Origin of the sequence: Kutzneria sp. 744, assembly GCF_000568255.1 — a bacterium.
In the GTDB taxonomy this organism is placed as follows: Bacteria; Actinomycetota; Actinomycetes; order Mycobacteriales; family Pseudonocardiaceae; genus Kutzneria.
This window is the reverse complement of record NZ_KK037166.1, coordinates 3,896,978-3,917,121: the sequence shown is the minus strand read 5'-3', so window position 1 is coordinate 3,917,121 and position 20,144 is coordinate 3,896,978. Positions and strand designations below refer to the sequence as shown.

20 protein-coding genes and 1 riboswitch are annotated in these 20,144 nt (G+C 70.5%); of the genes, 5 read left to right on the top strand and 15 right to left on the bottom strand.

The window, feature by feature from the left end:
• Window positions 1-49: 49 nt before the first annotated feature.
• From KUTG_RS17450 to cobM, 10 genes are all read right to left on the bottom strand, one after another.
• A complete protein-coding gene (locus KUTG_RS17450; protein ID WP_043729709.1) occupies window positions 50-871 on the bottom strand; it encodes an SAM-dependent methyltransferase in 822 nt (273 codons plus the stop codon).
• A gap of 7 nt (window positions 872-878) precedes the next feature.
• Complete coding sequence (locus KUTG_RS17445) at window positions 879-1,685, bottom strand: SAM-dependent methyltransferase (RefSeq protein ID WP_043718151.1); 807 nt, start codon at window positions 1,683-1,685, stop codon at window positions 879-881.
• A gap of 90 nt (window positions 1,686-1,775) precedes the next feature.
• Window positions 1,776-2,858, bottom strand: a complete 1,083-nt coding sequence (locus KUTG_RS17440; RefSeq protein ID WP_043718147.1) for a hypothetical protein — start codon at window positions 2,856-2,858, stop codon at window positions 1,776-1,778.
• Window positions 2,859-2,862: 4 nt separating this feature from the next.
• On the bottom strand, window positions 2,863-4,557 hold the full coding sequence (locus tag KUTG_RS66255) for a CbiX/SirB N-terminal domain-containing protein (protein ID WP_198047210.1): 1,695 nt from the start codon (window positions 4,555-4,557) through the stop codon (window positions 2,863-2,865).
• Window positions 4,554-5,330, bottom strand: coding sequence for a cobalt ECF transporter T component CbiQ (gene cbiQ, locus KUTG_RS17430; RefSeq protein ID WP_052394784.1), 777 nt, complete (start codon window positions 5,328-5,330; stop codon window positions 4,554-4,556). The genes KUTG_RS66255 and cbiQ overlap by 4 nt, the downstream gene beginning before the upstream one ends.
• Window positions 5,331-5,403: 73 nt before the next feature.
• A complete protein-coding gene (locus KUTG_RS65240) occupies window positions 5,404-5,760 on the bottom strand; it encodes an energy-coupling factor ABC transporter permease (protein WP_052394782.1) in 357 nt (118 codons plus the stop codon).
• A complete protein-coding gene (locus KUTG_RS65235) occupies window positions 5,757-6,065 on the bottom strand; it encodes an energy-coupling factor ABC transporter permease (protein ID WP_052394780.1) in 309 nt (102 codons plus the stop codon). Before KUTG_RS65235 ends, KUTG_RS65240 begins: the two co-directional genes overlap by 4 nt.
• The gene (gene cobA / locus KUTG_RS17420) at window positions 6,052-6,798 is read right to left on the bottom strand and encodes a uroporphyrinogen-III C-methyltransferase (protein ID WP_043718144.1); all 747 of its coding nucleotides are present in this window, start codon (window positions 6,796-6,798) and stop codon (window positions 6,052-6,054) included. The genes KUTG_RS65235 and cobA overlap by 14 nt, the downstream gene beginning before the upstream one ends.
• Window positions 6,795-7,562 carry a precorrin-3B C(17)-methyltransferase gene (gene cobJ / locus KUTG_RS17415; RefSeq protein WP_084579428.1) on the bottom strand — a complete coding sequence of 256 codons (768 nt, stop codon included), beginning with the start codon at window positions 7,560-7,562 and terminating at the stop codon, window positions 6,795-6,797. Before cobJ ends, cobA begins: the two co-directional genes overlap by 4 nt.
• Window positions 7,559-8,395 (bottom strand): precorrin-4 C(11)-methyltransferase, encoded by an 837-nt coding sequence (gene cobM / locus KUTG_RS17410; RefSeq protein WP_198047209.1) that lies wholly within the window; start codon window positions 8,393-8,395, stop codon window positions 7,559-7,561. The genes cobJ and cobM overlap by 4 nt, the downstream gene beginning before the upstream one ends.
• A gap of 52 nt (window positions 8,396-8,447) precedes the next feature.
• Window positions 8,448-8,621, bottom strand: a riboswitch (cobalamin riboswitch).
• Window positions 8,622-8,691: 70 nt separating this feature from the next.
• Between cobM and KUTG_RS17405 the strand changes: the two genes are divergently transcribed.
• Entirely contained in the window at window positions 8,692-9,237 is a 546-nt protein-coding gene (locus KUTG_RS17405) for a precorrin-8X methylmutase (RefSeq protein ID WP_043718142.1), read from the top strand.
• A gap of 81 nt (window positions 9,238-9,318) precedes the next feature.
• The gene (locus KUTG_RS17400; protein WP_043718141.1) at window positions 9,319-10,068 is read left to right on the top strand and encodes a sugar isomerase domain-containing protein; all 750 of its coding nucleotides are present in this window, start codon (window positions 9,319-9,321) and stop codon (window positions 10,066-10,068) included.
• 41 nt (window positions 10,069-10,109) lie between these two features.
• On the opposite strand, the gene KUTG_RS17395 is transcribed toward KUTG_RS17400, so the two are convergent.
• Window positions 10,110-11,102 carry a helix-turn-helix transcriptional regulator gene (locus KUTG_RS17395; protein ID WP_043718139.1) on the bottom strand — a complete coding sequence of 331 codons (993 nt, stop codon included), beginning with the start codon at window positions 11,100-11,102 and terminating at the stop codon, window positions 10,110-10,112.
• Window positions 11,103-11,117: 15 nt separating this feature from the next.
• Complete coding sequence (locus KUTG_RS17390) at window positions 11,118-12,212, bottom strand: DNA glycosylase AlkZ-like family protein (protein WP_043718138.1); 1,095 nt, start codon at window positions 12,210-12,212, stop codon at window positions 11,118-11,120.
• Window positions 12,213-12,298: 86 nt separating this feature from the next.
• Between KUTG_RS17390 and KUTG_RS17385 the strand changes: the two genes are divergently transcribed.
• Window positions 12,299-12,907, top strand: a complete 609-nt coding sequence (locus KUTG_RS17385) for a class I SAM-dependent methyltransferase (protein WP_043718133.1) — start codon at window positions 12,299-12,301, stop codon at window positions 12,905-12,907.
• Here the strand turns inward: KUTG_RS17385 and KUTG_RS17380 are convergent, their stop codons facing one another.
• Both KUTG_RS17380 and KUTG_RS17375 read right to left on the bottom strand, forming a co-directional pair.
• Window positions 12,908-13,624, bottom strand: coding sequence for an MgtC/SapB family protein (locus tag KUTG_RS17380; protein WP_043718131.1), 717 nt, complete (start codon window positions 13,622-13,624; stop codon window positions 12,908-12,910).
• Between the two features lie 3 nt (window positions 13,625-13,627).
• Window positions 13,628-14,587 carry a TrmH family RNA methyltransferase gene (locus tag KUTG_RS17375; protein WP_043718129.1) on the bottom strand — a complete coding sequence of 320 codons (960 nt, stop codon included), beginning with the start codon at window positions 14,585-14,587 and terminating at the stop codon, window positions 13,628-13,630.
• 72 nt (window positions 14,588-14,659) lie between these two features.
• Here KUTG_RS17375 and KUTG_RS17370 point away from each other — a divergent pair, with 72 nt between their 5' ends.
• Entirely contained in the window at window positions 14,660-15,871 is a 1,212-nt protein-coding gene (locus tag KUTG_RS17370) for an alpha-hydroxy acid oxidase (protein WP_043718126.1), read from the top strand.
• A gap of 5 nt (window positions 15,872-15,876) precedes the next feature.
• The gene (locus KUTG_RS17365) at window positions 15,877-18,660 is read left to right on the top strand and encodes an AfsR/SARP family transcriptional regulator (RefSeq protein WP_052394779.1); all 2,784 of its coding nucleotides are present in this window, start codon (window positions 15,877-15,879) and stop codon (window positions 18,658-18,660) included.
• 4 nt (window positions 18,661-18,664) lie between these two features.
• On the opposite strand, the gene KUTG_RS17360 is transcribed toward KUTG_RS17365, so the two are convergent.
• On the bottom strand, window positions 18,665-20,134 hold the full coding sequence (locus KUTG_RS17360; protein ID WP_043718124.1) for a ketol-acid reductoisomerase: 1,470 nt from the start codon (window positions 20,132-20,134) through the stop codon (window positions 18,665-18,667).
• Window positions 20,135-20,144: the final 10 nt, after the last annotated feature.

Sequence of the window (20,144 nt, the reverse complement as noted above, 5' to 3'; positions counted from 1 at the left end):
CCACCTCGCTCGTTCCGGCATCCCGGCCGGTAAGTGTATTCGGCGTCGGCTACGGCTTCGCCGCCACCACTCCGTAGACGAGCGAACTCTCCGGGTGACGGCCGACGTCCGCGGCGGAGTCGGGCCGCCACAGCGGCAGATGGACCACGCCGGGCGGCACCGGCTCGAAGCCGGCGATGATGCGCAGCAGGTCATCGGCGGTGCGCAGGTGCAGCGGCTCCATGGTGTCCTGCACGATGTCGCCGACCGTCTGGGCCTCGGCGAGCAGCGCGCCGTCCGCGCCGGTGAAGCTCGGATGGGACAGTGCGACGTGGCTGCCGGGCGCCAGCGCGTCCCGGTAGCGGCCCATCAGCCGCGCCGGGTCGGCGCTGTCCGGGACGAAGTGCAGCATCAGTAGCGTCAGCACGGCGACCGGCCGGTCGAAGTCGATCAGCGCCCGGACCTCCGGCGCGCCCAGCACGCCCTCCGGCGAGCGGAAGTCGCCCAGCACCGCCGTGGCCAGCTCGTTCTCCCGCAGCAGCGGCTCCGCGTAGGCGATGGCGATCGGGTCGTTGTCCACGTACGCCACGCGGCACTTCGGATCGAGGCCCTGGGCGATCTGGTGCACGTTGCCCACGGACGGGATGCCCGAGCCGATGTCCAGGAACTGCGTGACGCCCTGGCCGACCAGATAGGTCACCGCCCGGCGCAGGAAGCTCCGGTTCAGCCGCACGGTGGCGCGCACCTGCGGCATCACCTCGATCAGGCGCTTGGCCAGCTTCCGATCGGCCGCCGTGTTGCAGCCGCCGCCGAGCAGGTAGTCGTACACCCGCGCCCCGCTGGGCCGGGTGAGGTCGATGCGTTTGGGCGCCCATTTCGGTCTGTCCAGCATCGGCACGTCAGCACTTCCTCGCCACCACGCCGTACATGGCGGCCTCCTCGTCATGGTCGGCGTCCTCGGGGAACTCCGGTCGCCAGCGTGGCACGTACACGATGCCCGGCTCCAGTGGTTCGAAACCGTCGACCAGTGTGGCGACGTCGGCCAGGCCGCGCAGCGTGATCGGCGTCTGGTTGGCGGCGTACAGGTCGTAGACGGTGAGGATGTGGTCGGTGACGGATTCGTGGGTGGGGTGCGACAGCGCCACATAGCTGCCCTCGGGCAGCGCCTCGCGGTACACCGACATCAGCTCGGCCGGCTCGTCCTCGTCGGGGATGTGGTGCAGCAGCGCGAACAGCAGCAGGCCCACCGGCTGGTCGAAGTCGATCAGGCGCTGCACTTCCGGTGACGACAGGACGGCGCCCGGCCGGCGGAAGTCCTCCTGCACGACGGCGGCGAACTCGTTGTCCTGCAACAGGAGTTCACTGTGGACGACTGCCGTCGGCTCGCGGTCGACGTAGACGACGCGGCAGCGCGGGTCGCGCGCCTGCGCCACCTCGTGCACGTTGCCGACGGTCGGGATGCCGGAGCCGATGTCGATGAACTGGTGGACACCCAGATCGACCAGATGGCGTACGGCGCGGCGCAGGAACGCGCGATTGGCCCTCGTCAGGTACTGCACCTCGGGCATCGCCTTGATGACCTGGCGCGCCAGCTCGCGGTCGGCCTCGGAGTTGGTGGCCCCGCCGAGAAGGTAGTCGTAGATCCGGGCCGCGTTGGGCGTGTCCAGATCGATGTAGGTGTGAGCCCAGCTCGTGTGGTCAAGCACGGCGCACCTCGTGGTCCGGTGCTGCGAACGGCGCGCACCCTGGCGTTTCGGTGGTAGCCCTCGGGAGTGTAGTGATCGGGGCCGGGACGTCTACCTGCCTTGAGGTGAATCCCCGTCCACACGGGCAGGGTCGTCTCCCTGCGTTGCCGTTACAGCGTCCGATCGGGTGATGTTCGGTGTCCGAAGCACCGTGATCACCACGCCCACGGCGACACCCGCTGTGATCGACACCAGCGCGCGGTCCAGTTCGACGGGCAGCGCCACGATGCTGGTCGAGCTCCACCACACCGGCAGATCCTGGAGAAAGGCGAGGGCGCCCAAGCCCACCGCGGCCAGCGCCGCGAACCATCGTCCGGTGCTCCGATCGGCCGCCAGCAGGGCCACCGCCGCCGCCCCGATCAACCAGGCGAGCACGACCGGCAGGTACTCGTGCGAAAGGACAGTCCACTGATTCTCGGCCTGCCGACCAAGAATTGTGGCAATTCCGTGGGTGGCGGCGGCCAGCACCAGCACGGCCGTCGCGACTGCCAGCGGCCGCTGGCTGCGGCGGACAAGGCCCAAAAGCGAGGCGGCGATCGCCAATGACACCGTGACCAGGATCCACGGTGCGGGCGACGGTCCCGGGATCCAGCGCAGCTCGCCGCGCACCTGGTAGGTCCTGCCGTCCGAGACGAGATCGACCCGCCAGGCCCGGATCAGGTGCTCGTGGCCCGGATCGGACACAACCTGCGACGGAAGTGTTGCGTCACCCCAGTGCGCGTAGTGATCGTGCCACTGCACCGCCGGATCGGCGGAGATGCGTTGCCAGCGCGGGGCCTTGGCCGCGTCGCCGGTCGGCTTCTCCGGGTCCTCGCTGATGTCGCCCGACGGCGTCGGCTCGGCCGGGAGGGCGGCGTTGACCGCCGCGCCCTCGGGGCCGATCTGGTAGCGCTGCGCGCCGTCCGGGTCGAGAACGACGACATCCGTTCGAGTGGAATTGCGCAGCCACAGGGCTTCGCCGTTCTGCAACACCTGGAACTGCACGCCCGACGGCAGTTCCTGGCTAGACTGGATCAGGGCGCTGCGCAGGTCTCCGACGCGGTCCGGCGGCGTGTGCGCGTCGGCGTCGTGGGCGGACGCGGGCGCGGCCAGCGCCAGCAGCAGCACGGCGACCAGGGCGGCAAGGCGGGCCACTTCGTCAGCCTCCCAAGGGATTGAAGCCGGCCGGCAGCTCCAGCCGGTGCGCGCTCATGAAGCCGGAATCGGCGAGGATCTCCCGGATCGGGCCGTCCGCGACGACCTGGCCGTGGTCCAACACCACGGCGCGGTGGCACAGTTCCAGCGCGTACGGCAGGTCGTGGGTGACCAACAGTGTGGTCATGCCCAGTCGTTTCACCAGATCCGCGAACTCGCGCCGGGCCGCCGGGTCCAGATTGGACGATGGCTCGTCGAGCACGAGGACCTCGGGGTGCATGGCCAGCACGGTCGCGACCGCCGCGCGGCGGCGCTGGCCGAGGGAAAGCCGGTGCGGTGGGCGATCGGCGAGATCGGCAAGGCCCACATAGGACAGTGCCTCGGTCACGCGCTCCTTGAGCTCGTCGCCCTTCAGGCCGAGATGGGCCGGCCCGAATGCGACGTCCCGGCCGACGGTCGGGGTGAACAGCTGGTCGTCGGGATCCTGGAAGACGACGCCGACCTTGCGGCGGACGTCCTTGAGCGTCTTCGGGCCGACGGCGGTGCCGCTGATCAGGACCTCGCCCGCCGACGGCGTGAGGACGCCGTTGAGTTGCAGCACCAGGCTCGTCTTGCCGGCGCCGTTCGGTCCGAGCAGCGCGACCCGTTCGCCGCGATAGATGGTCAGGTCCACAGTGGACAAAGCGGACGTGCCGTCGGGGTAGTCGAAGCTGACGCCGCGGATCTCGATCGCGGCCTGCTCGTTCGAGGCCGTGGTGGAGGGCATGAACCGGCCACGGCGGACCTCGACCGTCGGCGCGGGGGACGGGGTGCGGATCGCCCGGCGGGCCTTCCGCTTGCCGCGGGCCGGCTCGTCGCCGTGCGGAGTAAGGGAAATCGGCAGCCCGACCTTGTCCTCGTAGCCCGGCAGCTGGACCCGGTACGTGCACAGGTCGCAGTTCATCCGGACGTCCCCGTGCAGCGCCTCGCGATAGCGCTCCAGGACGATTCGCGCCAGCCGTGGATCGGGGCCGAGGTGGCCGCCGCCGCGGACCGTGATCTCCGGGTGCTCGGCCGCCCATTCGCCGGCCTGCTGGTGGATTCGCGGCACCAGCATGCCCGTGAACAGGAAGAAAGGGCTGACCACGATGGTGGTCGCGCCGAGCAGGCGGCAGCGTTCCATCGCCTCGGCGACGTTCGGGCGGGCGACGGACACGAAGCCGGGCTCGATCGTGCCGAGACCCCGCTTGTCGGCCAGCAGCCGGCCGACCTTCCACAGGTCGGAGCAGGCATCGGGGTCCGACGAGCCGCGCCCGATCAGCGCGACGCCGAGCTTCTCCGGATCCGCGTCGCCCGCGGCGTCGCGGATCCGTTCCTCGGCGATCGACAGGATCGTCGGCTCGATGCCCAGGTCCCGGGCCAGTCTGAAGTGGACGGACGGGTGTCGTTGGCGGGCACGGGCCATCGACGCCGGACCGTCGTTCTTGAGGTGTCCGGCGGCCAGCAGGACCAGCGGCACCACCACGATCTCGTGGGCGCCGTCCGCGACCAGGCGGTCGATGGCCTCGTCCACGCCCGGTTCGGCCAGTTCGACGAAACCGCAGCCGATCCGGAGATCCGGCGCGCTGGCCTTCACCGCCTCCGCCAGCGCCCAGTACTCGTCGACGCCGTCCGCGTCACGGCTGCCGTGGCCAAGCAGCACCATCGCCGGCGCGGTCATGCCGTCGCCCACGCTGTCGCCGTCAACGCGGCAAAGATCGTCGGGACGGTCAGCGCCGCCGCCCAGGTCCCGCGCTTGGCCGGCTCCCCGGTCAGCGTCGCCGGCAGCGATCCCTCGTAGCCGCGGGACGCCATGGCGAGATAGACCCGCTCGCCCCGTTCGAAGGCGCGGACGAACAACGCGCCCACACACAGGGCCGTGTCCCTGGCCTGCCACAGCCATCGCGGATCCGCGCCGCGGCAGGCCCGGGCCGTGCGCAGGCGGTTGAGCTCCGAGTTCAGCACCTCGGCGTACCGGATCATGAACGACGCCACCGCGGTGAAGATCTTCGGCACCCGGAGCCGCTCCAGGCCCGTGATCACCTCCGGCAGCGGCGTGGTCGCCGCCAGCACACCCGTGGCCAGCAGGCCGAAGCTGGCCTTCAACACGATCGACGCCCCGGACTGCAGGCCCGCGATCGCCAGCGGAACGCCCAGGACGTGGATTTTCGGGCCGGTCGCGAGGAACGGCAGCAGCACCACGAAGAACACGAACGGGATCTCCACGACCAGCCGCCGCAGCAACATCGTCGCCGGGATCTGGGCGATATACGTCACCACGGCCAGCGCGAGGACGTAGCCGAGGTACGGCCAGTACGTGTCCCGCGGCGTGCAGGCCACCAGCAGGATGCACAGCGCCGTCGCCGCCACCTTGCACTGCGGCGCCGCCCGGTGCAGCGGCGTGTCCGCCGGGATCAGCAGGTCCGCGCCCGGATTGTGGGCGGCTCCGCTCACTGCGGCACCTCGCTAGCGCTCGGTGTCCGCGTTCGCGGACGCACTGCGTTGAATGATTCGCTCGCAAGCTCGCTCATGCGCTCGCCCGTGTCAGATGCCGGCCCACCCGCACCAGATCCGGCCTCAGCCGCAGCAGCGCCGCCACGATCAGGCCCGTCACCAGGCCCTCGAACACCGCGATCACCGTGTAGGTGCCGATCGTCGTCACCGCCACCGTCACCGGCGGCACCGCCGTCGCGCCGCCCACCGCATACTCCAGGCTGTACAGGACGGAGCCCGCGGTGACCGACACGAAGCCCGCCAGCCCACAGGCGATCGCCACCCAGAGCTTCGTCTTCGGCAGCACCTTCCGCAGGCCCAGGATCAGCGGATAGCCCACCACCGCCGGGATCAACGCCATGTTCACCGCGTTCACCCCCAGCGCCGTCACGCCTCCGTCGCCGGCGAACAGCCTGCACCACCAGGACCACCCGAGATCACCACCGGCCCCAGCCAGGGTCCCAGCAGCGCCACCGCCAGCGTCCCGCCCAGCAGGTGACCGCCCGTGCCCACCCCGATCGGGAAGATCGGCGCCTCCAGCACCAGGAAGAACGCCGCCGCCAGCCCCGCGAGGGGGATGTCCCGGTCCCGCAGCGACGGCCCCAGGTTCCGGCTGCACAGTGCCAGCCCCGCCACCGCCACCACCCCGCCCGCGATGGAGACCGGCGCGTTCACGAACCCGTCAGGAATGTGCATCGGATCCCTCCACCGGTCCGTTGATCGCCAACAGGTCGAGCGCGGCCACCTCGCCGATCACGAAGGTCACCGGCGGGCGAAGCCGCGGGTTGGGCAGCGCGGCGAGGGTGCCGAGCTCGGTGCGCTGGTGCGGACGGCTCGCGGCGCTGATGGCCGCGACGGGAGTGTCGGCGGGCAGGCCGCCGGCCATCAGCTGGGCGGCGATGTCCCGCAGCGCGGACCGACCGGTGAGAACGACGATCGTGCCGCCGACACGGGCGATGGCGCCCCAGTCGATGTGCTGGCGGTACTCGGGGTCGTCGTTGCCGGCGACGACGGTCAGGGTGGTGGCGACCTGCCGGACCATCACCGGAATGCCGGCGAGCGCCGGGGCGGCGATGGCCGCCGAGATGCCCGGCACGATGTCGAACGGCACACCGGCGGCGGCCAGTGCGACGGCCTCCTCGCCGCCGCGCGAGACGACAAAGGCGTCGCCGGCCTTCAGCCGGACCACCTCACGGCCGGCCCGCCCGAGTTCGACGAGAAGCTCGTTCACGTCGGCCTGGGGCCATGCCGGACGACTTCCTGCTTTGCCGACGCAATGCACAACTTCGGCGGAATTCGCGATGTCGACGATGTCGACCATCGACGGACGGTCGTAGACGACAACTTCGGCGGACTTGAGAAGTTCGGCCGCACGGCAGGTGAGTAGACCGGGATCACCGGGGCCGGCGCCCACGAGGTGCACGGTCACCCGGTACTCCGCCCAGCACTCTGCCCGGCCGCCGATCGGGGCGTCACCAGCCAGTCGCCGAACCGCCGGGTGCTCGACGAACCGATCAGCACGGTGGTGGTCATGCCGACTTTGTCGCAGTCGAGGTCGGCGAGCGTGGTGAGCTCGACGCGCTGCCCGTCGCGGGCGATGTCGGCGACCAACGCCACCGGAGTAGTAGGCGCGCGGCGTTCGAGCAGAACTTCGCGGGCGCGGTCGAGCTGCCACGGCCGCCCTTTGGAGCGGGGGTTGTAGAGCGCGATGGCCAGGTCCGCCTCGGCGACGGCCCGCAGCCGGCGCTCCACTTCCTCCCAAGGAGTCAGCAGGTCGGACAGCGTCAGGCAGGCGAAGTCGTGCGCGAGCGGGGCGCCGACCAGTGCCGAGGCCGCGAGCGCCGCGGTGACGCCGGGCAGCACGCGGACCTCGGGTCGTGCGGTTTCCCCGATTTCGTACGCATTGCTCAACGCCAACGTCGCCATGCCGTACACACCGGCGTCGCCCGACGACACGAGCACCACCCGCCGGCCGCCGGCCGCGGCCTCGACGGCCTGCTCGGCGCGGAGCTTCTCCTCGGTCATCTGCCCGCGGACGACGACCTGCTCCGGGCGAAGGATGTCGTCGCAGGCGTCTATATAGGCGGAGTAGCCGTAGACGGCCTCGGCGTCGGCGATCGCCTCGGTCACGGCCGGTGTGCGGTGTCGTGCGTCGCCCGGTCCGAGACCGACGATGGTGAGCACGCCGGTCATGGCAGCCTCCGCTTCTCCACCGGAATCGGCCGGCCCTCCGTGGTGCCCTCGGCCGACCGCCGCCGACAACCGTGCGAATAGGCCGGGTCGTACAACCTGGTGCGCTGGACCTCGCGGTCGGCGCGGAGCGCTTCGCCGACGAGCACCAGCGCGGCGGTCCGGATCCCGGACGCCCGCAGATCGGCGGCGAGTTCGCCGACGGTGGTGGTGACGATGCGCTCGTCCGGCCATGTCGCCTTCGCGACGACGACCGCCGGCGTGTCGGCGGAGTAGCCGTTCCCGTCGGCGAGCAGCTCGGCCTGCAACTGCTCGGGACGCTGCGCGGAGAGGTAGACGGCCATCGTCGTGCGGTGCGACGCGAACGAGGCGACCGTCTCGCCGTCGGGCATCGACGCGGCCGTCCGACCACCGGCCAGGCGTGTTAACACGATCGACTGTGAAATCGTCGGTGAAGTCAGTTCACATCCAACGGCCGCCGCGACGGCGCCGAGAGAACCGACGCCCGGCACGATCTCGTACGGCCGACCGGTCCGCCGACACCAGTCGATCTGCTCGCCGATCGCCCCGTACACGGTCGGGTCGCCGGAATGCAGCCGGACGATGGCCGCGTCGGGGTGGCTTGCGTAGACCTCGAGCACGTCCTCCAGCGTCATGCCGGCGGAGTCGTGCCGCTCGGCTGCCGGATTGGCGTGCTCCAGCACCTCGGCCGGCACCAGCGACGACGCCCACACCACGACGTCGGCCCTGGCCAGCCGGTCGGCGCCGCGGAAGGTCATCAGGTCGGCCGCGCCGGGGCCGGCGCCGACGAATGAGATCAGTCCGGGGGGGATCACCGCGGGAACCGCCCGAGGCGCAGCGCGATGCCAGCCATCACATCCTCCGTGCGACGCGTGTCAGTCGCGTGGCCGGTCTCCTGGCTCCCGGATCACCGCCGTCGCCGCGCCTTCCCAGGCGCACGCGCCCAGTGGCTGTTGCTCTGCGGGACGACTTCCCGGTCACAGTGGCGGGACCGCGCCGGATTCGCACCGGCTTCCCGTAACCACGCTCGCGGAGCAGGTTAACTGACGCGTGGGTGGGCCGACACCGCCGACTACGGTGTGAAACAGTCCAGCCGAGGGGAAGCCCAGTCGTGCCGCGAGTGCCTCATCCGATCGAGTCGGAGTCGTACGAAATCCTCCGTCGGCGCGTCGACACCGGGGGGCTGGGGCCGCTGTCGCGAGCGGTCGTCGAACGTCTCGTGCACACCACCGCCGACCCCACCTGGGCCGGTGACCTGCTGGTCGACGAACAGGCGCTGGCCGCTGGCCGGCAAGCGCTGGCCGACGGCGCACCGGTGGTCACCGACGTCCGGATGGTGGCCGTCGGCATCACCAGCCGACCGGCGATGGTCGTCGCCGAGACGGCCGGCGGAGTTGAGGAGTTCGTACGAAAAGCTCCGGTTGGCGCGGTGTGGGCCATCGGGCAGGACGTGTCGATCGTCACCGAACTGGTCGCGAGTTGTCGGGCCGGTGAGATTCGGCCGGCATTGGTGATCGCGTTGCCGGCCGGCTTCGTCGGCGCAGTCGAGGCGAAGCGGGCGGTCCGCGAGCTCGGCGTGCCGGCGCTGACCAACCGCGGCGAACGCGGCGGCGCGGCGCTGGCCACCGCTGCCGTCAACGCGCTGCTTTACCTCTGACGCAGGCGTGCCAGGTGATCGGTTTGCCGTTAACGTGACGAACGCTGACGTGGCAAGTTGCTGACGACGGGAGAGTGGCGCATGTCCATCGGCCAGGACGAGTTCGTGTCGGCGGCCAAGGACCTGATCGACCAGTTGGTGACCACGCAGCGTGAGGCCATCGCGGCCGCCGCCGCGTTGGTGGCCGACTGCGTGCTGGCCGACGGCGTGGTCCAGGCGTTCGGCACCGGTCACTCGCAGGGACTGGTGATGGAGATCGCCGGCCGGGCCGGCGGCCTGATCCCCACCAACAAACTGGCGCTGCGCGACATCGTCACCTACGGCGGCGCCCCCGCCGACTCCCTCGGCCCGCACACCGAGCGCGAACCGGCGATCGCCCACCGCGTGTACGAACTCGCCTCGCCGCGCCCGACCGACCTGTTCGTCATCGCGTCCAACTCCGGCGGAAACGGCTCGATCGTCGAAATGGCCTCGCTCGTCAAGGAGCGGGGTCACGGCCTGATCGCCTTCACATCGCTGGCCCACGCCACCGCCGTCGAGTCGCGGCATCCGTCCGGCAAGCACCTGCACGAGCTGGCCGACGTCGTGATCGACAACTGCGGCCCGATGGGTGACACGCTCCTGCCCATGCCCGGCGGCGGCCAGGTGTGCGCGATCTCGTCGATCACCTCCGCCTTCGCCGCCCAGATGATGCTGGCCGACGCCTGCGCCCGCCTGATCGCCGCCGGCAAGACGCCGCCGGTCTACCTGTCGGCCAACGTCCCCGGCGGCGACGAGCACAACAAGTCCCTCGAAGAGCACTACTCCGGCCGCATCCGCCGCGACCCGTAGACCACCGACCCGCGGACGAACACCACCGGGCCGTTGGTCCGCTACTCCGGCGCCATCCGGGAGGCGGCGTAGAACTCGGCGAGTTTGGCGACGGTCGAGGTGACCATGTCGCGGAGCTCGGCGGGGTCGAGGACCTCCAGTTCGGCGCCGAAGCGGAGGAACTCGCCGTGGGCATGGCGGAGGGTTTCGATCGGGACCACGGCCTCGACCCAGCCTTCGGCGTCGGGCGCGGAGAAGGTGGCGGTGACCAGGTCGGCGACCTGGCGGCCGATGAAGTAGGGGAGGGCCCGCACGCCGTCGGGGGACAGCCGCACGCGGGCCCGCTGGCCGCGCATGCGGACCTCGAACTGGCTGGCCCAGTCCTGCCAGTAGGCGGCCAGGTCGAAGTCGGCCGGGCGGGAGAAGCGCTCGTCGAGGGTCTGCACGGCGAGGACGTTGGAGACGCGGAAGGTCCGCAGGTCGGCGCCGGCCAGGGCGACGAGGTACCAGGTGCCGGCCTTGAGTACGACGCCGAGCGGGGCGAGACGGCGGGTGACCTCGCGAGGGGTCTGCCAGCGGCGGTAGCGGATCTCGACCATCCGCTCGTTCCAGACGGAATCGGCGATTTCGGAGAGAAAGGGAACTTCGTCGGCTTCCCGCAGCCAGCCGGGGGCATCGAGGTGGAAGCGTTCACGGATGCGGCTGGCCCGGGCCCGTAGGTCGGGCGGCAGGGCGGCGAGCATCTTGAGCTCGGCGGTGGCGACGACGGTGCCGAGCCCAAGCTCGGCGGCGGGACCGGGCATGCCGGCCAGGAAGAGGGAGTCGGCCTCGTCGGTGGTGAGTCCGGTCAGCCGGGTGCGATAGCCGTCGAGCAGTTGATAACCGCCGGTGGGACCGCGATCGGCGTAGACGGGCACACCGGCGACGGACAGGGACTCGATGTCGCGATAGACGGTTCGTACGGAAACCTCGAGTTCGTCGGCGAGCTCCTGCGCGGTCATCCGCCCCCTGGTCTGCAACAACAGCAGGGTGGACAGCAGCCGGCTCGCACGCATACCCCGCATTGTGGGTCAGGCGAACCGGACGACCGCCGTCGGCACTCCACGAACCTCGGCGATCCGGTCGGCCTCGGCCTGCACGTCGTCACGCAGCGAGGGGTCGATGTCGGCGTCGAAGGAGGTGACGGTGACCTCCAGCTTCTTGCGGCCGACGAGCCTCGCCCGCCACATTCCACCGATCTGGCCGTCGACCAGAAGTGCGCCCGGATTGCCGAGGACCGTCCACAGTGCCTTCTGCTCCGCCTTGTCGGGCACCAGCAGGTCGTGGTCGCGGGCCTGGAGGAACGGGTCCATCGCCGGCAGCAGTCGGACGAGCTCCACTCGGTCGCAGTCGAGAAGTTCGTCGACATTCCCCTCGGGCAGCCACGCACGTCGACCGTCCATGGAAACCTCGGCGAGGTCGTCGGGCCAGATGTCGCGGACGTTGGCCGTCGATGTATCTAGCCACTTCGCCACCTCGGTGGGCGTCGCCGGTCCGAGGAAGCGGAGATAGCGGTGCACGAGTCCGTGCGGATTGGTGGATTTCGTCGGAATCGGTCCGCGCTTGGGCAGCGGCTCCAGCAGCAGCCCGGTCTCGCCGGCCCGCAGCCGTATGCCGCCCGGCAGCGCACCGAGCCGAAACGGCTGTTCGTATACATGTGTTGCCTTACACGCCGGGCAGTCCTTCAGCTGGCCGGGCGGCATCAGCTTGGTGACCTCGGCGCTGGCCGCGCCTTTGGTCATCGGCTTGGTCACGACCTGGCGCATCGACTCCGCGATCAGCCGGTACGTCTCCAGCGCGGACAACCCGTCGGTGACGGTCCGGGACTTCTGCCACATGAGCCGGGCCCGCGCGTCGGTGTCGCTCCACGGCCACAGCTCGCCGGCCCACCGCCGAAGTTCACCGGGCCGGTGGTGGTACGGGGCGCCGCGCAGCGTCCACGCCAGCTCGTACCCGTCAAGACTGACCGGTCCGGTGGTGCGGGCGGCCAGCGCGAGCTTGGCGGAGCCGGCCTGGGTGTCCTGAAGGCCGATGTCCAGCACGGCCGGCTCCTCGCTGTCGCGGAGGAGCCCCTGCTGACGGACGCGGTACCACAGCACCTGGTCGCGGCTGACGGTTCTGGTCACCAGGCCATCATCACCCGAAAGACTGCCATCCGCTGTCAGGATCGGCGGCGCGAATCGGCGCAGACCGCCCTGACTACCATCGTCGCGTGACCGAGCAGCACCAGCACTACTTCACCGCCGATCCGAACGCGGTCAGCGAGCCGCGGCTGCTCACCGTCGAGCTGCCTGATCTGACGTTGAAGCTGACCACCGACGCCGGGGTGTTCTCGCCGAAGCAGCTCGATCCCGGCACGAGGGTGCTGCTGGAGAACGCGCCGGCGCCGACCGTCGACGGCCACCTGCTCGACGTCGGCTGCGGCTACGGCCCGATCGCGCTGACGCTGGCCAAGCGTTACCCGGGCCGGAAGATCACCGGTGTCGACGTGAACACGAGGTCGCTGGAACTGGCCCGTGCCAACGCGAAGGCGGCCGGCCTCGACACGATCACCTGCCTGCTGCCCGAGGAGGTCCCGGCGGACGCGCGGTTCGCGGCGATCTACTCGAACCCGCCGATCCGCATCGGCAAGCAGGCGCTGCACGAGCTGCTGCTGCACTGGCTGGACCGCCTGCTGCCGGACGGCGTCGCGTATCTGGTGGTGCAGAAGAACCTCGGGTCGGATTCCCTGGCCAAGTGGCTGACCGAGCAGGGCCACTCGACCCGGCGCATCGCCACCGACAAGGGCTATCGCGTGCTCGCCGCCAGGCCCAAGGCCTGATCACTCCTCAGTGTCGGCCTCGCCGGTGTCGACCGCCAGTACGCCGCGCTGATCGGACAGGCCGGTCACGAGCGCGGTCAGCTGTCGCGGGCCGACCAACCGCAACCGTAGGTCGATGACGTTGGTCGACTCGTTCCGATTGGTCGAGGCGTGCTCGACGACGTACCCGGATGACGTGACGAGCTCCAGGATGTCGCGCAGCGCGCCCTCGCCGTCCCGGTAGCTGGTGCGCACCACGGTGGTCGCCGGGCGGGATCGGGTGAGCAGCCGGACCAGCGGCGGATATCCGTACACCACCAGGAAATGCGCGGCGGTGACGAACGCCGCCAGCAGCGGCAGCCCGGCCGCGCAGGCGCAGCCGACGGCGACGCTCACCCACACCACGGCGGCCGTGGTCAGCCCGCGCACGATGTTCTGCCGGACGAAGATCAGGCCCGCGCCGATGAAACCGATGCCGGACACGATCTGCGCCGCGACCCGGGACGGGTCCAGCACGATCCGGCCCTCGACCAGCACGTCGGTGAATCCGTATTTGCTGATCAGCAGGAACAGCGCGGCGCCCAGTCCGACCAGTGTGAGCGTGCGAAGTCCGGCACTCTTCTGCTTGAGTTCCCGCTCAAGGCCGATCAGCGAGCACAACACGAGCGCGGTGGCCAGTTCGATGATCTGCGTCCAGCCCTGCCCGGACGGTTCGCCGAACGTCACCAGCTCGTTCATCGCTCACCCTTTTCGTCGCAGGTTCTCCCGCATGCGGCGGAGAAAGTCGCCGAACTGCGCCCGCTCCGCCTCGCTGAAACCGGCCAGGGCCCGTTCCGCGGCATCCTCTCCCACGTACCCCGGCTCCCGCAGATCGGAGACGGCGCCGACGAGCTCGCCGACGACCGGCCCGAGCATGGCCAGCGCCATGCGGGTGCGCAGCTCGTACAGGCTGATGCCGGTGGCGACGCCGACGTTGAGCGACTCGACGTCGCCCGACATCGGGATTCGGACCACGTGGTCGGCCAGCTCCAGCACATCGTCGCCGACGCCGTCGGTCTCGTTGCCGACGATGAGGGCGACCGGCCGGCCGCTCAACGGCACCGATCCCTGCAGCGTGTCGGCACGTCCCGAGGTGGCGACCACCTCGAAGCCGCGTTCACGCAGGTCACGCACCGCCTGGACCGGTGTGTCGTAGCGCCGCAGTCGGGCCCGCAGCACCGCCGCCCGCGAGGCGTCCAGCACGCGGCGGCTGGTCAGGTCCGTCTCCGGGTCGGTGCAGACGATGTCGGCGACGCCGAGGCCGACAGCCGTCCGCACGATTGTGCCCAGATTGCCGGGATCGAGCACATTGTCCAGTACTACGGCGAAGTCCCCGTACGGCTGGTCGTCGCCGGCGACGGCGGCCAGCTCGGCGACGGCCAGCCAGGAGACGGCCCGGTTCAGCCGCACCGCCTGCCGCAGCACCGACTCCTTCACCACCATCACCGGCACGTGCGCCTCGGCCAGCAGCGAGGTCACCGGGTCGGCGGCGCCCTCGGCCGCGAGCACGAACCGCAGCGCAGCGCCGGCCTCCACCGCCTGAGTGATGAGCACGGCGCCTTCCAACAGGCAGCCGCCGGCCTCGGCCCGTCCCGTCCGGTTGGCGAGGGCCCGGACCTGCTGGAGGTGGTCGTCCTTGAGCGACGTGATGACTGCTGGCACGGCGACGACCGTATCGGCCGGTTCGGTCGGACCAGCGCTTAGGCTGTGTCCAGACAGTGAGGAAGGTGCGCCGTGACCGAACGCCGTCTGCCGCGTCCACGCGAGCTGGCGCAGTTGCTCCGGCCGAAGCCGCTCGTGCTGGACCCCACGGAGCGTCGGTTGGCCGCCGCGCACACGATCGCGGACCTGCGCACCATTGCCCGTCTGCGCACGCCGCGCGCGGTGTTCGACTACACCGACGGGGCCGCCGAGATGGAGGACAGCCTCCGCCGTGCGCGCACGGCCTTCCGGCGCGTCGAGTTCCGGCCCAACGTGCTGCGCGGTGTCGCCGACCCGGACACCAGTGTCGAGGTGTTGGGCCAGCGCAGCGCACTGCCGTTCGCCTTCGCGCCCACGGGGTTCACGCGGATGATGAATCACGAGGGAGAGCGCGCTGTCGTCAAGGTCGCGCAGCGCGCCGGCATTCCGTTCGCACTGTCCACGATGGGCACCACGTCCATAGAGGACGTTGCGGCCGCCGCCCCCGAGGCGCGCAAGTGGTTCCAGCTGTACGTGTGGCGCGACAAGGGCGCGGGCCGTGAACTGTTGCAGCGCGCGCATGCCGCCGGCTACGACACGGTGCTGCTGACGGTCGACACGCCGGTCGGCGGTGCACGCATGCGGGACGTGCGCAACGGCCTGACGATACCGCCCGCGTTGACGCTGCGGACCTTCCTCGACGGCGCCACGCATCCGGCGTGGTGGTTCAACCTGCTCACGACCGAGCCGCTGACGTTCGCCTCGCTCACCGAGTGGGGCGGCACGGTCGAGGACCTCATCAACTCGATGTTCGACCCGACGCTGAACTTCGACGATCTGGACTGGGTGCGCCAGATGTGGCCCGGCAAGCTCGTGGTCAAGGGCATTCAGAACGTCGAAGACGCCAGCGACGTCGTGAAGCACGGCGCCGACGCGGTGCTGCTGTCCAACCACGGCGGCCGGCAGCTCGACCGCGCGCCGACGCCGCTGGAGCTGCTCCCGCAGGTCGTGGACCAGGTGAAGGGGGACGCCGAGGTCTGGCTGGACACCGGCATCCTGTCCGGCGCGGACATCGTGGCCGCCCGGGCGATGGGGGCCGACCTGTGCCTGATCGGTCGCGCCTACCTGTACGGGCTGATGGCCGGCGGCGAGCGCGGCGTACAGCGCACTGTGGACATCCTGCGCAAGGAAATCGTGCGGACGATGCAACTGCTCGGCGTGCGCGCCGTCGCCGACCTGCGACCCAGCCACGCGCGGCTGCGGTAGGCGCCGTGCTCGATTTCAGACTGCTGGGCCCGGTCCGCGGTTGGCGTGACGGGGAGGAACTCCAGCTCGGGCCGCCGCAGCAGCGCACGGTGCTGGCCATGCTGCTGCTGAGCGACGGGAAGCCGCAGACGCCGGAGCAGCTCGCCACTGCGCTGTGGGGTGCCGAGGCCCCCTCGTCCGCGGTCGCCACGGTGCGTACCTACATCCACCGCCTGCGCCGTGCCCTCGGCGACGACCAGCACCTGCTCGTGCACGACAGCAACGGCTACCGCCTCGATCTGCCGCCGACCGCCACCGATGTGGGCAAGTTCCAGGAGTTCGTGGACCGTGCCGCCGTCGCGCTCGACGAGGCCCGGCCGGACGACGCCGTGCGGGACTTCCGCGCGGCGATCTCGCTGTGCAACGGCACGGCGCTGGCGGGGCTGCCCGGCGAGTACGTGGAAGCCGAACGCGCTCGCATGCGGCAGCGCCGGCTGACCGTCCTGGAGGACCTGTTCCGCGCCGAGCTCGACCTCGGCCGGCATGCTGAGATCGTGGACCAGCTTCAGGTCCTCGCCGCCGGCGAGCCGCTGCGCGAGTCCATGCACGAGCTGCTGGTGCTGGCGATGTGCCGCTCGGGCCGGCAGGCCGAGGCAATGCTGGCCTACGACCAGATCCGGCGGCAGCTGCGCGAGGAGCTCGGCGTCGATCCCGGCGCCCGCCTGCGCATGCTGTACGAGCACATGCTGCACGGCGATCCAGAGCTGGAACCGAAGGCGCGGCAGGCGCTACCGGCTGTGCCGCCCGCACAGCTGCCATCTGACCTGCCCGTCTTCGCGGGGCGGTCTCACGCGCTGGCCGAGGCGCACCGTAGCCTGCCCGGCGAGGACGCCCCCGACCGCACGGTCGTCACCGTCATCCAGGGCATGGCCGGCGTTGGCAAGACGGCGTTCGCGCTGCACTGGGCTCATGAGGTCGCCTCACGATTCCCCGACGGCCAGCTGTACGTGAACCTGCGTGGCTATGACCCGGTCGCGGTCGACCCGAACGACGCCGTGCGCGCCTTCCTTCAGGCACTGGGAGTGCCCGCCGCGCTGGTGCCCGCGGAACCGGAGGCGCGGATCGGTCTCTACCGCAGCCTGCTGGCCGACCGCCGCTGCCTGCTGCTGCTCGACAACGCGCGGGAGTCCGCCCAGGTGCTGCCGCTGCTGCCTGGGCGGTCGCGTTCGCTCGTCATCGTGACGAGCCGAGGACGCCTCGACGGCGTCGTCGCCGCCACCGGCGCGCCGCCGATGACCCTGGATCTGCTCAGCCGTGACGACGCCGTCGACCTGCTGTCGCAACGCCTCGGCGCGAAGCGTATCGCCGCTGAACCCGACGCCACGAACGCGATCGTCGACCGCTGTGCGCGACTGCCGCTGGCACTGTCCATTGTGTGCACGCGAATCCTCGCTCAATCGAGCGAGTTCCCGCTCGCCGACATCGTGGCGTCGCTGTTCGGCCCGCAGTTCTCCCTCGACGCCTTCGCCGCCTCCGACCCGAGCGTCGATATTCGTGCGGTGCTGAGATCTTCGTACGCATCCCTGTCGGACGGTGCGGCGCGCATGTTCCGACTCCTGGCGCTGCACCCTGGACCGACCGTTGGCCTGCATGCGGCGGCCAGTCTGGCGGCGGTTTCGGTGCGCGAGGCATCAGCCCTGCTGCGTAAGGTTACGGACGTTCACCTAGTGACGGAGGTCGCGCCCGGCCGCTACGGCTGGCACGACCTACTGCGTGCATACGCCACCGAGCAGTTGGAAGGCGCGGCCGAATGCGAAGCGGTATTCCGTCGCCTTGCCGACCATTATCTGCTGACCGCCGACAGTGCGGCCCGTCGATTGTCGACGCAGAACGACGCCCCGTCGCCGTGCGAGCAGGCGGCCGGCGTCGTGCCGACGGACCTGGCCGACCAGGAGCAGGCCGTGCGTTGGTACGTCGACGAGCAGGCCGCGGCGATGCGCGTGCTGGAACTCATGGCCGCGTACGGACTGCACGAGCACGCGTGGCGCTTCGCGTGGGCGCTGCGGCACTTCCAGGACCGTCAGCAGCACTGGTACGACCTCCTCGACGCGCACGCCATCGCTCTGCGGTCGGCGACGGCGGCCGGTAACCGGATCGGCATGGCGTACGCCCATCGCGGGCTGTCTCGCGCCGACTGTCGGCTTTCGCGCCTCAAGTCCGCGCGCAAGCACATCGACGAGGCGCTCGCGTTGTTCGAACAAGCCGGCTGCACCGCGGCGTTGGCGTACACGCTGCGGCAGTACACGTGGGTCGAAGAGTTGGACCACGCCCCCCAGCGCGCGCTCGAACACGCCGCGCGCGCCCGTGACTTGTTCCGCGGGCTGGGTTGGGGCCCTGGCGTGGGCGTCGCGACCATGACGATGGCTCGGTACTACAGCATGATCGGCCGCGACGCGGAGGCCGTGCCGCTGGTGTACGAGGCGCTCCTGCTGCTGCCCGCCGGCGACACCGGCGAGTTGGTCGGCGCGTGGGAGGTGCTCGGCGAGGCCTACTACCGACTCGGCCAGTACGAGGACGCGGTCGGCGCCTACCAGAACGCGGTGAAGGCCTTCGCCGAACTGCGGGCCGACGCCGATGAAGTCTCCGTGCTGCTGCGGATCAGCGCCTGTCTGCTGGCGCTGGAGCGGCGGGCGGAGGCCGGTGACGTGCTCCGCCGCGCCGCCGCGATTCAGCGCACGCTGTGCCCGGCCGCGATGGGCCCGACGATCAGGGTCGAGGACTGGGCCCAGTTGCTGACCGTCGAGCAGTGACCCGTCACTCGACGAAGATGTCGACGGACGGCCGCATGCCGGCGCACACCCGCAGCACCTCGTGCACGACGTGGTTCTCGAATTCGCCGAACTTCTCGATGTCGACGGTCTGCTCGTCGTCGATGACGGGGTAGGCGCGCTGCGTCAACGCGTAGTCGAAGCGGGGCGCCCACTTGCGCGCGCCGAGCCGAGCGGTGATGGAGCAGTTGTCCACCAGATAGGCGATGCCGCGGGCGTGCATGTAGGGGTTGAGGGAGTCCACCGCCTCGATCACCGACTCGTTGGCGATCTCCGAGTACGGGTGGCCGAACTCCAGCAGCGCGTCGATCTGCGCCATCATCACGCCGATGAACACGCCGGCGGTGAACGGGTCGAGCGGGATCTCGTCGGGCACCCGGTCGGCCCGCACCTTCTGGCCGACCCGCCACATGTCGGCCTGGTCGATCTTGCCCATCGGGAACCGGGACAGCCGCTTGCCGGCCAGCACGACGCTGCGCACCTCGTCGCCGGAGCGGACCTCGTCGTAGATCTCATGGATCAGCTCCAGTCCGACCGGGTAGCTGACCGAGTACGCCTCGGCGAAGATCTGCTTCTCGTCGGAGTCGAGCATTCGGTAGACGCCGAGCATGCCGTCACGGGAGATGATGCGCGAGATCGGGCCGGTGACGGACTCGGCGGAGTGCCGGAAGGCGTCCTCGTCGCTCATGCCGTGGTCGCGGAACCGCCGGTAGAGGCTCTCGACGATGCCGTGCAGGCCGCCGGCCAGGATGCCGCGCTCGCCGGACAGATCCGAGAGGTACTCGGAACGCAGCGTGGTCCGAAACGTGTACGGCGCGCCGAGGCCCACCGACCAGCCCAGCGCGCGGTCGACCGCGCGGCCGGTGACGTCCTGGTGCACCGCGAAACTGGCGTTGATGCCGGCACCGTTGACGTCCTGCCCCTGGAGGTAAAGCGCGCGGACCGAGGCGCCCATGCCCTTCGGGCAGACGGCGATCACGTCGATGTCGGCGGGGAACTCGCCGCCGACCAGGTCCAGGTGGCCGAGCAGGAAACCGTGCGACAGGCCCAGCGTGGTGCCGCGCTTCATCGCCGCGAACACCTCTTTGTAGGTCTCGGCCATCGCGCCGTCCGAGATCAGCAGGATCACCATGTCGGAGTCGCGGATGACGTCGAACATCTCGCCGAGCGTGCCGTCCTCCGGCGAGAAGCCCGCCTGCACGGCGGCGTCCCACGACGCCGAGCCCCGCCGCAGACCGACGGCCACGCGCACGGCGTTGCCCAGCGAATCGCGCAGATTTTGCGCCTGCGCCGAACCCTGCGGACCCCAGCCGATGACGCCCAGCTGCCGCACACCCTCGAAGGCCGCCGGCAGCCGGTCGAACAGGTGCCGGCCGCCGCGCACGATCGGCTCCTGCCGGTCCGCGACGGCGATGTACTCCTTGTCGAACACCTTGGTGTCGAAATCCAGGTCCATGGCGGTGGTT

Bases quoted from the DNA above. Each gene is read 5' to 3' on its own strand.
- KUTG_RS17450 (WP_043729709.1), bottom strand. From the start codon at position 871: ATGCTGGACAGACCGAAATGGGCGCCCAAACGCATCGACCTCACCCGG.
- KUTG_RS66255 (WP_198047210.1), bottom strand. From the start codon at position 4,557: ATGACCGCGCCGGCGATGGTGCTGCTTGGCCACGGCAGCCGTGACGCG.
- KUTG_RS65235 (WP_052394780.1), bottom strand. From the start codon at position 6,065: ATGCACATTCCTGACGGGTTCGTGAACGCGCCGGTCTCCATCGCGGGC.
- cobJ (WP_084579428.1), bottom strand. From the start codon at position 7,562: ATGACCGGCGTGCTCACCATCGTCGGTCTCGGACCGGGCGACGCACGA.
- KUTG_RS17400 (WP_043718141.1), top strand. From the start codon at position 9,319: ATGTCCATCGGCCAGGACGAGTTCGTGTCGGCGGCCAAGGACCTGATC.
- KUTG_RS17395 (WP_043718139.1), bottom strand. From the start codon at position 11,102: ATGCGTGCGAGCCGGCTGCTGTCCACCCTGCTGTTGTTGCAGACCAGG.
- KUTG_RS17380 (WP_043718131.1), bottom strand. From the start codon at position 13,624: ATGAACGAGCTGGTGACGTTCGGCGAACCGTCCGGGCAGGGCTGGACG.
- KUTG_RS17360 (WP_043718124.1), bottom strand. From the start codon at position 20,134: ATGGACCTGGATTTCGACACCAAGGTGTTCGACAAGGAGTACATCGCC.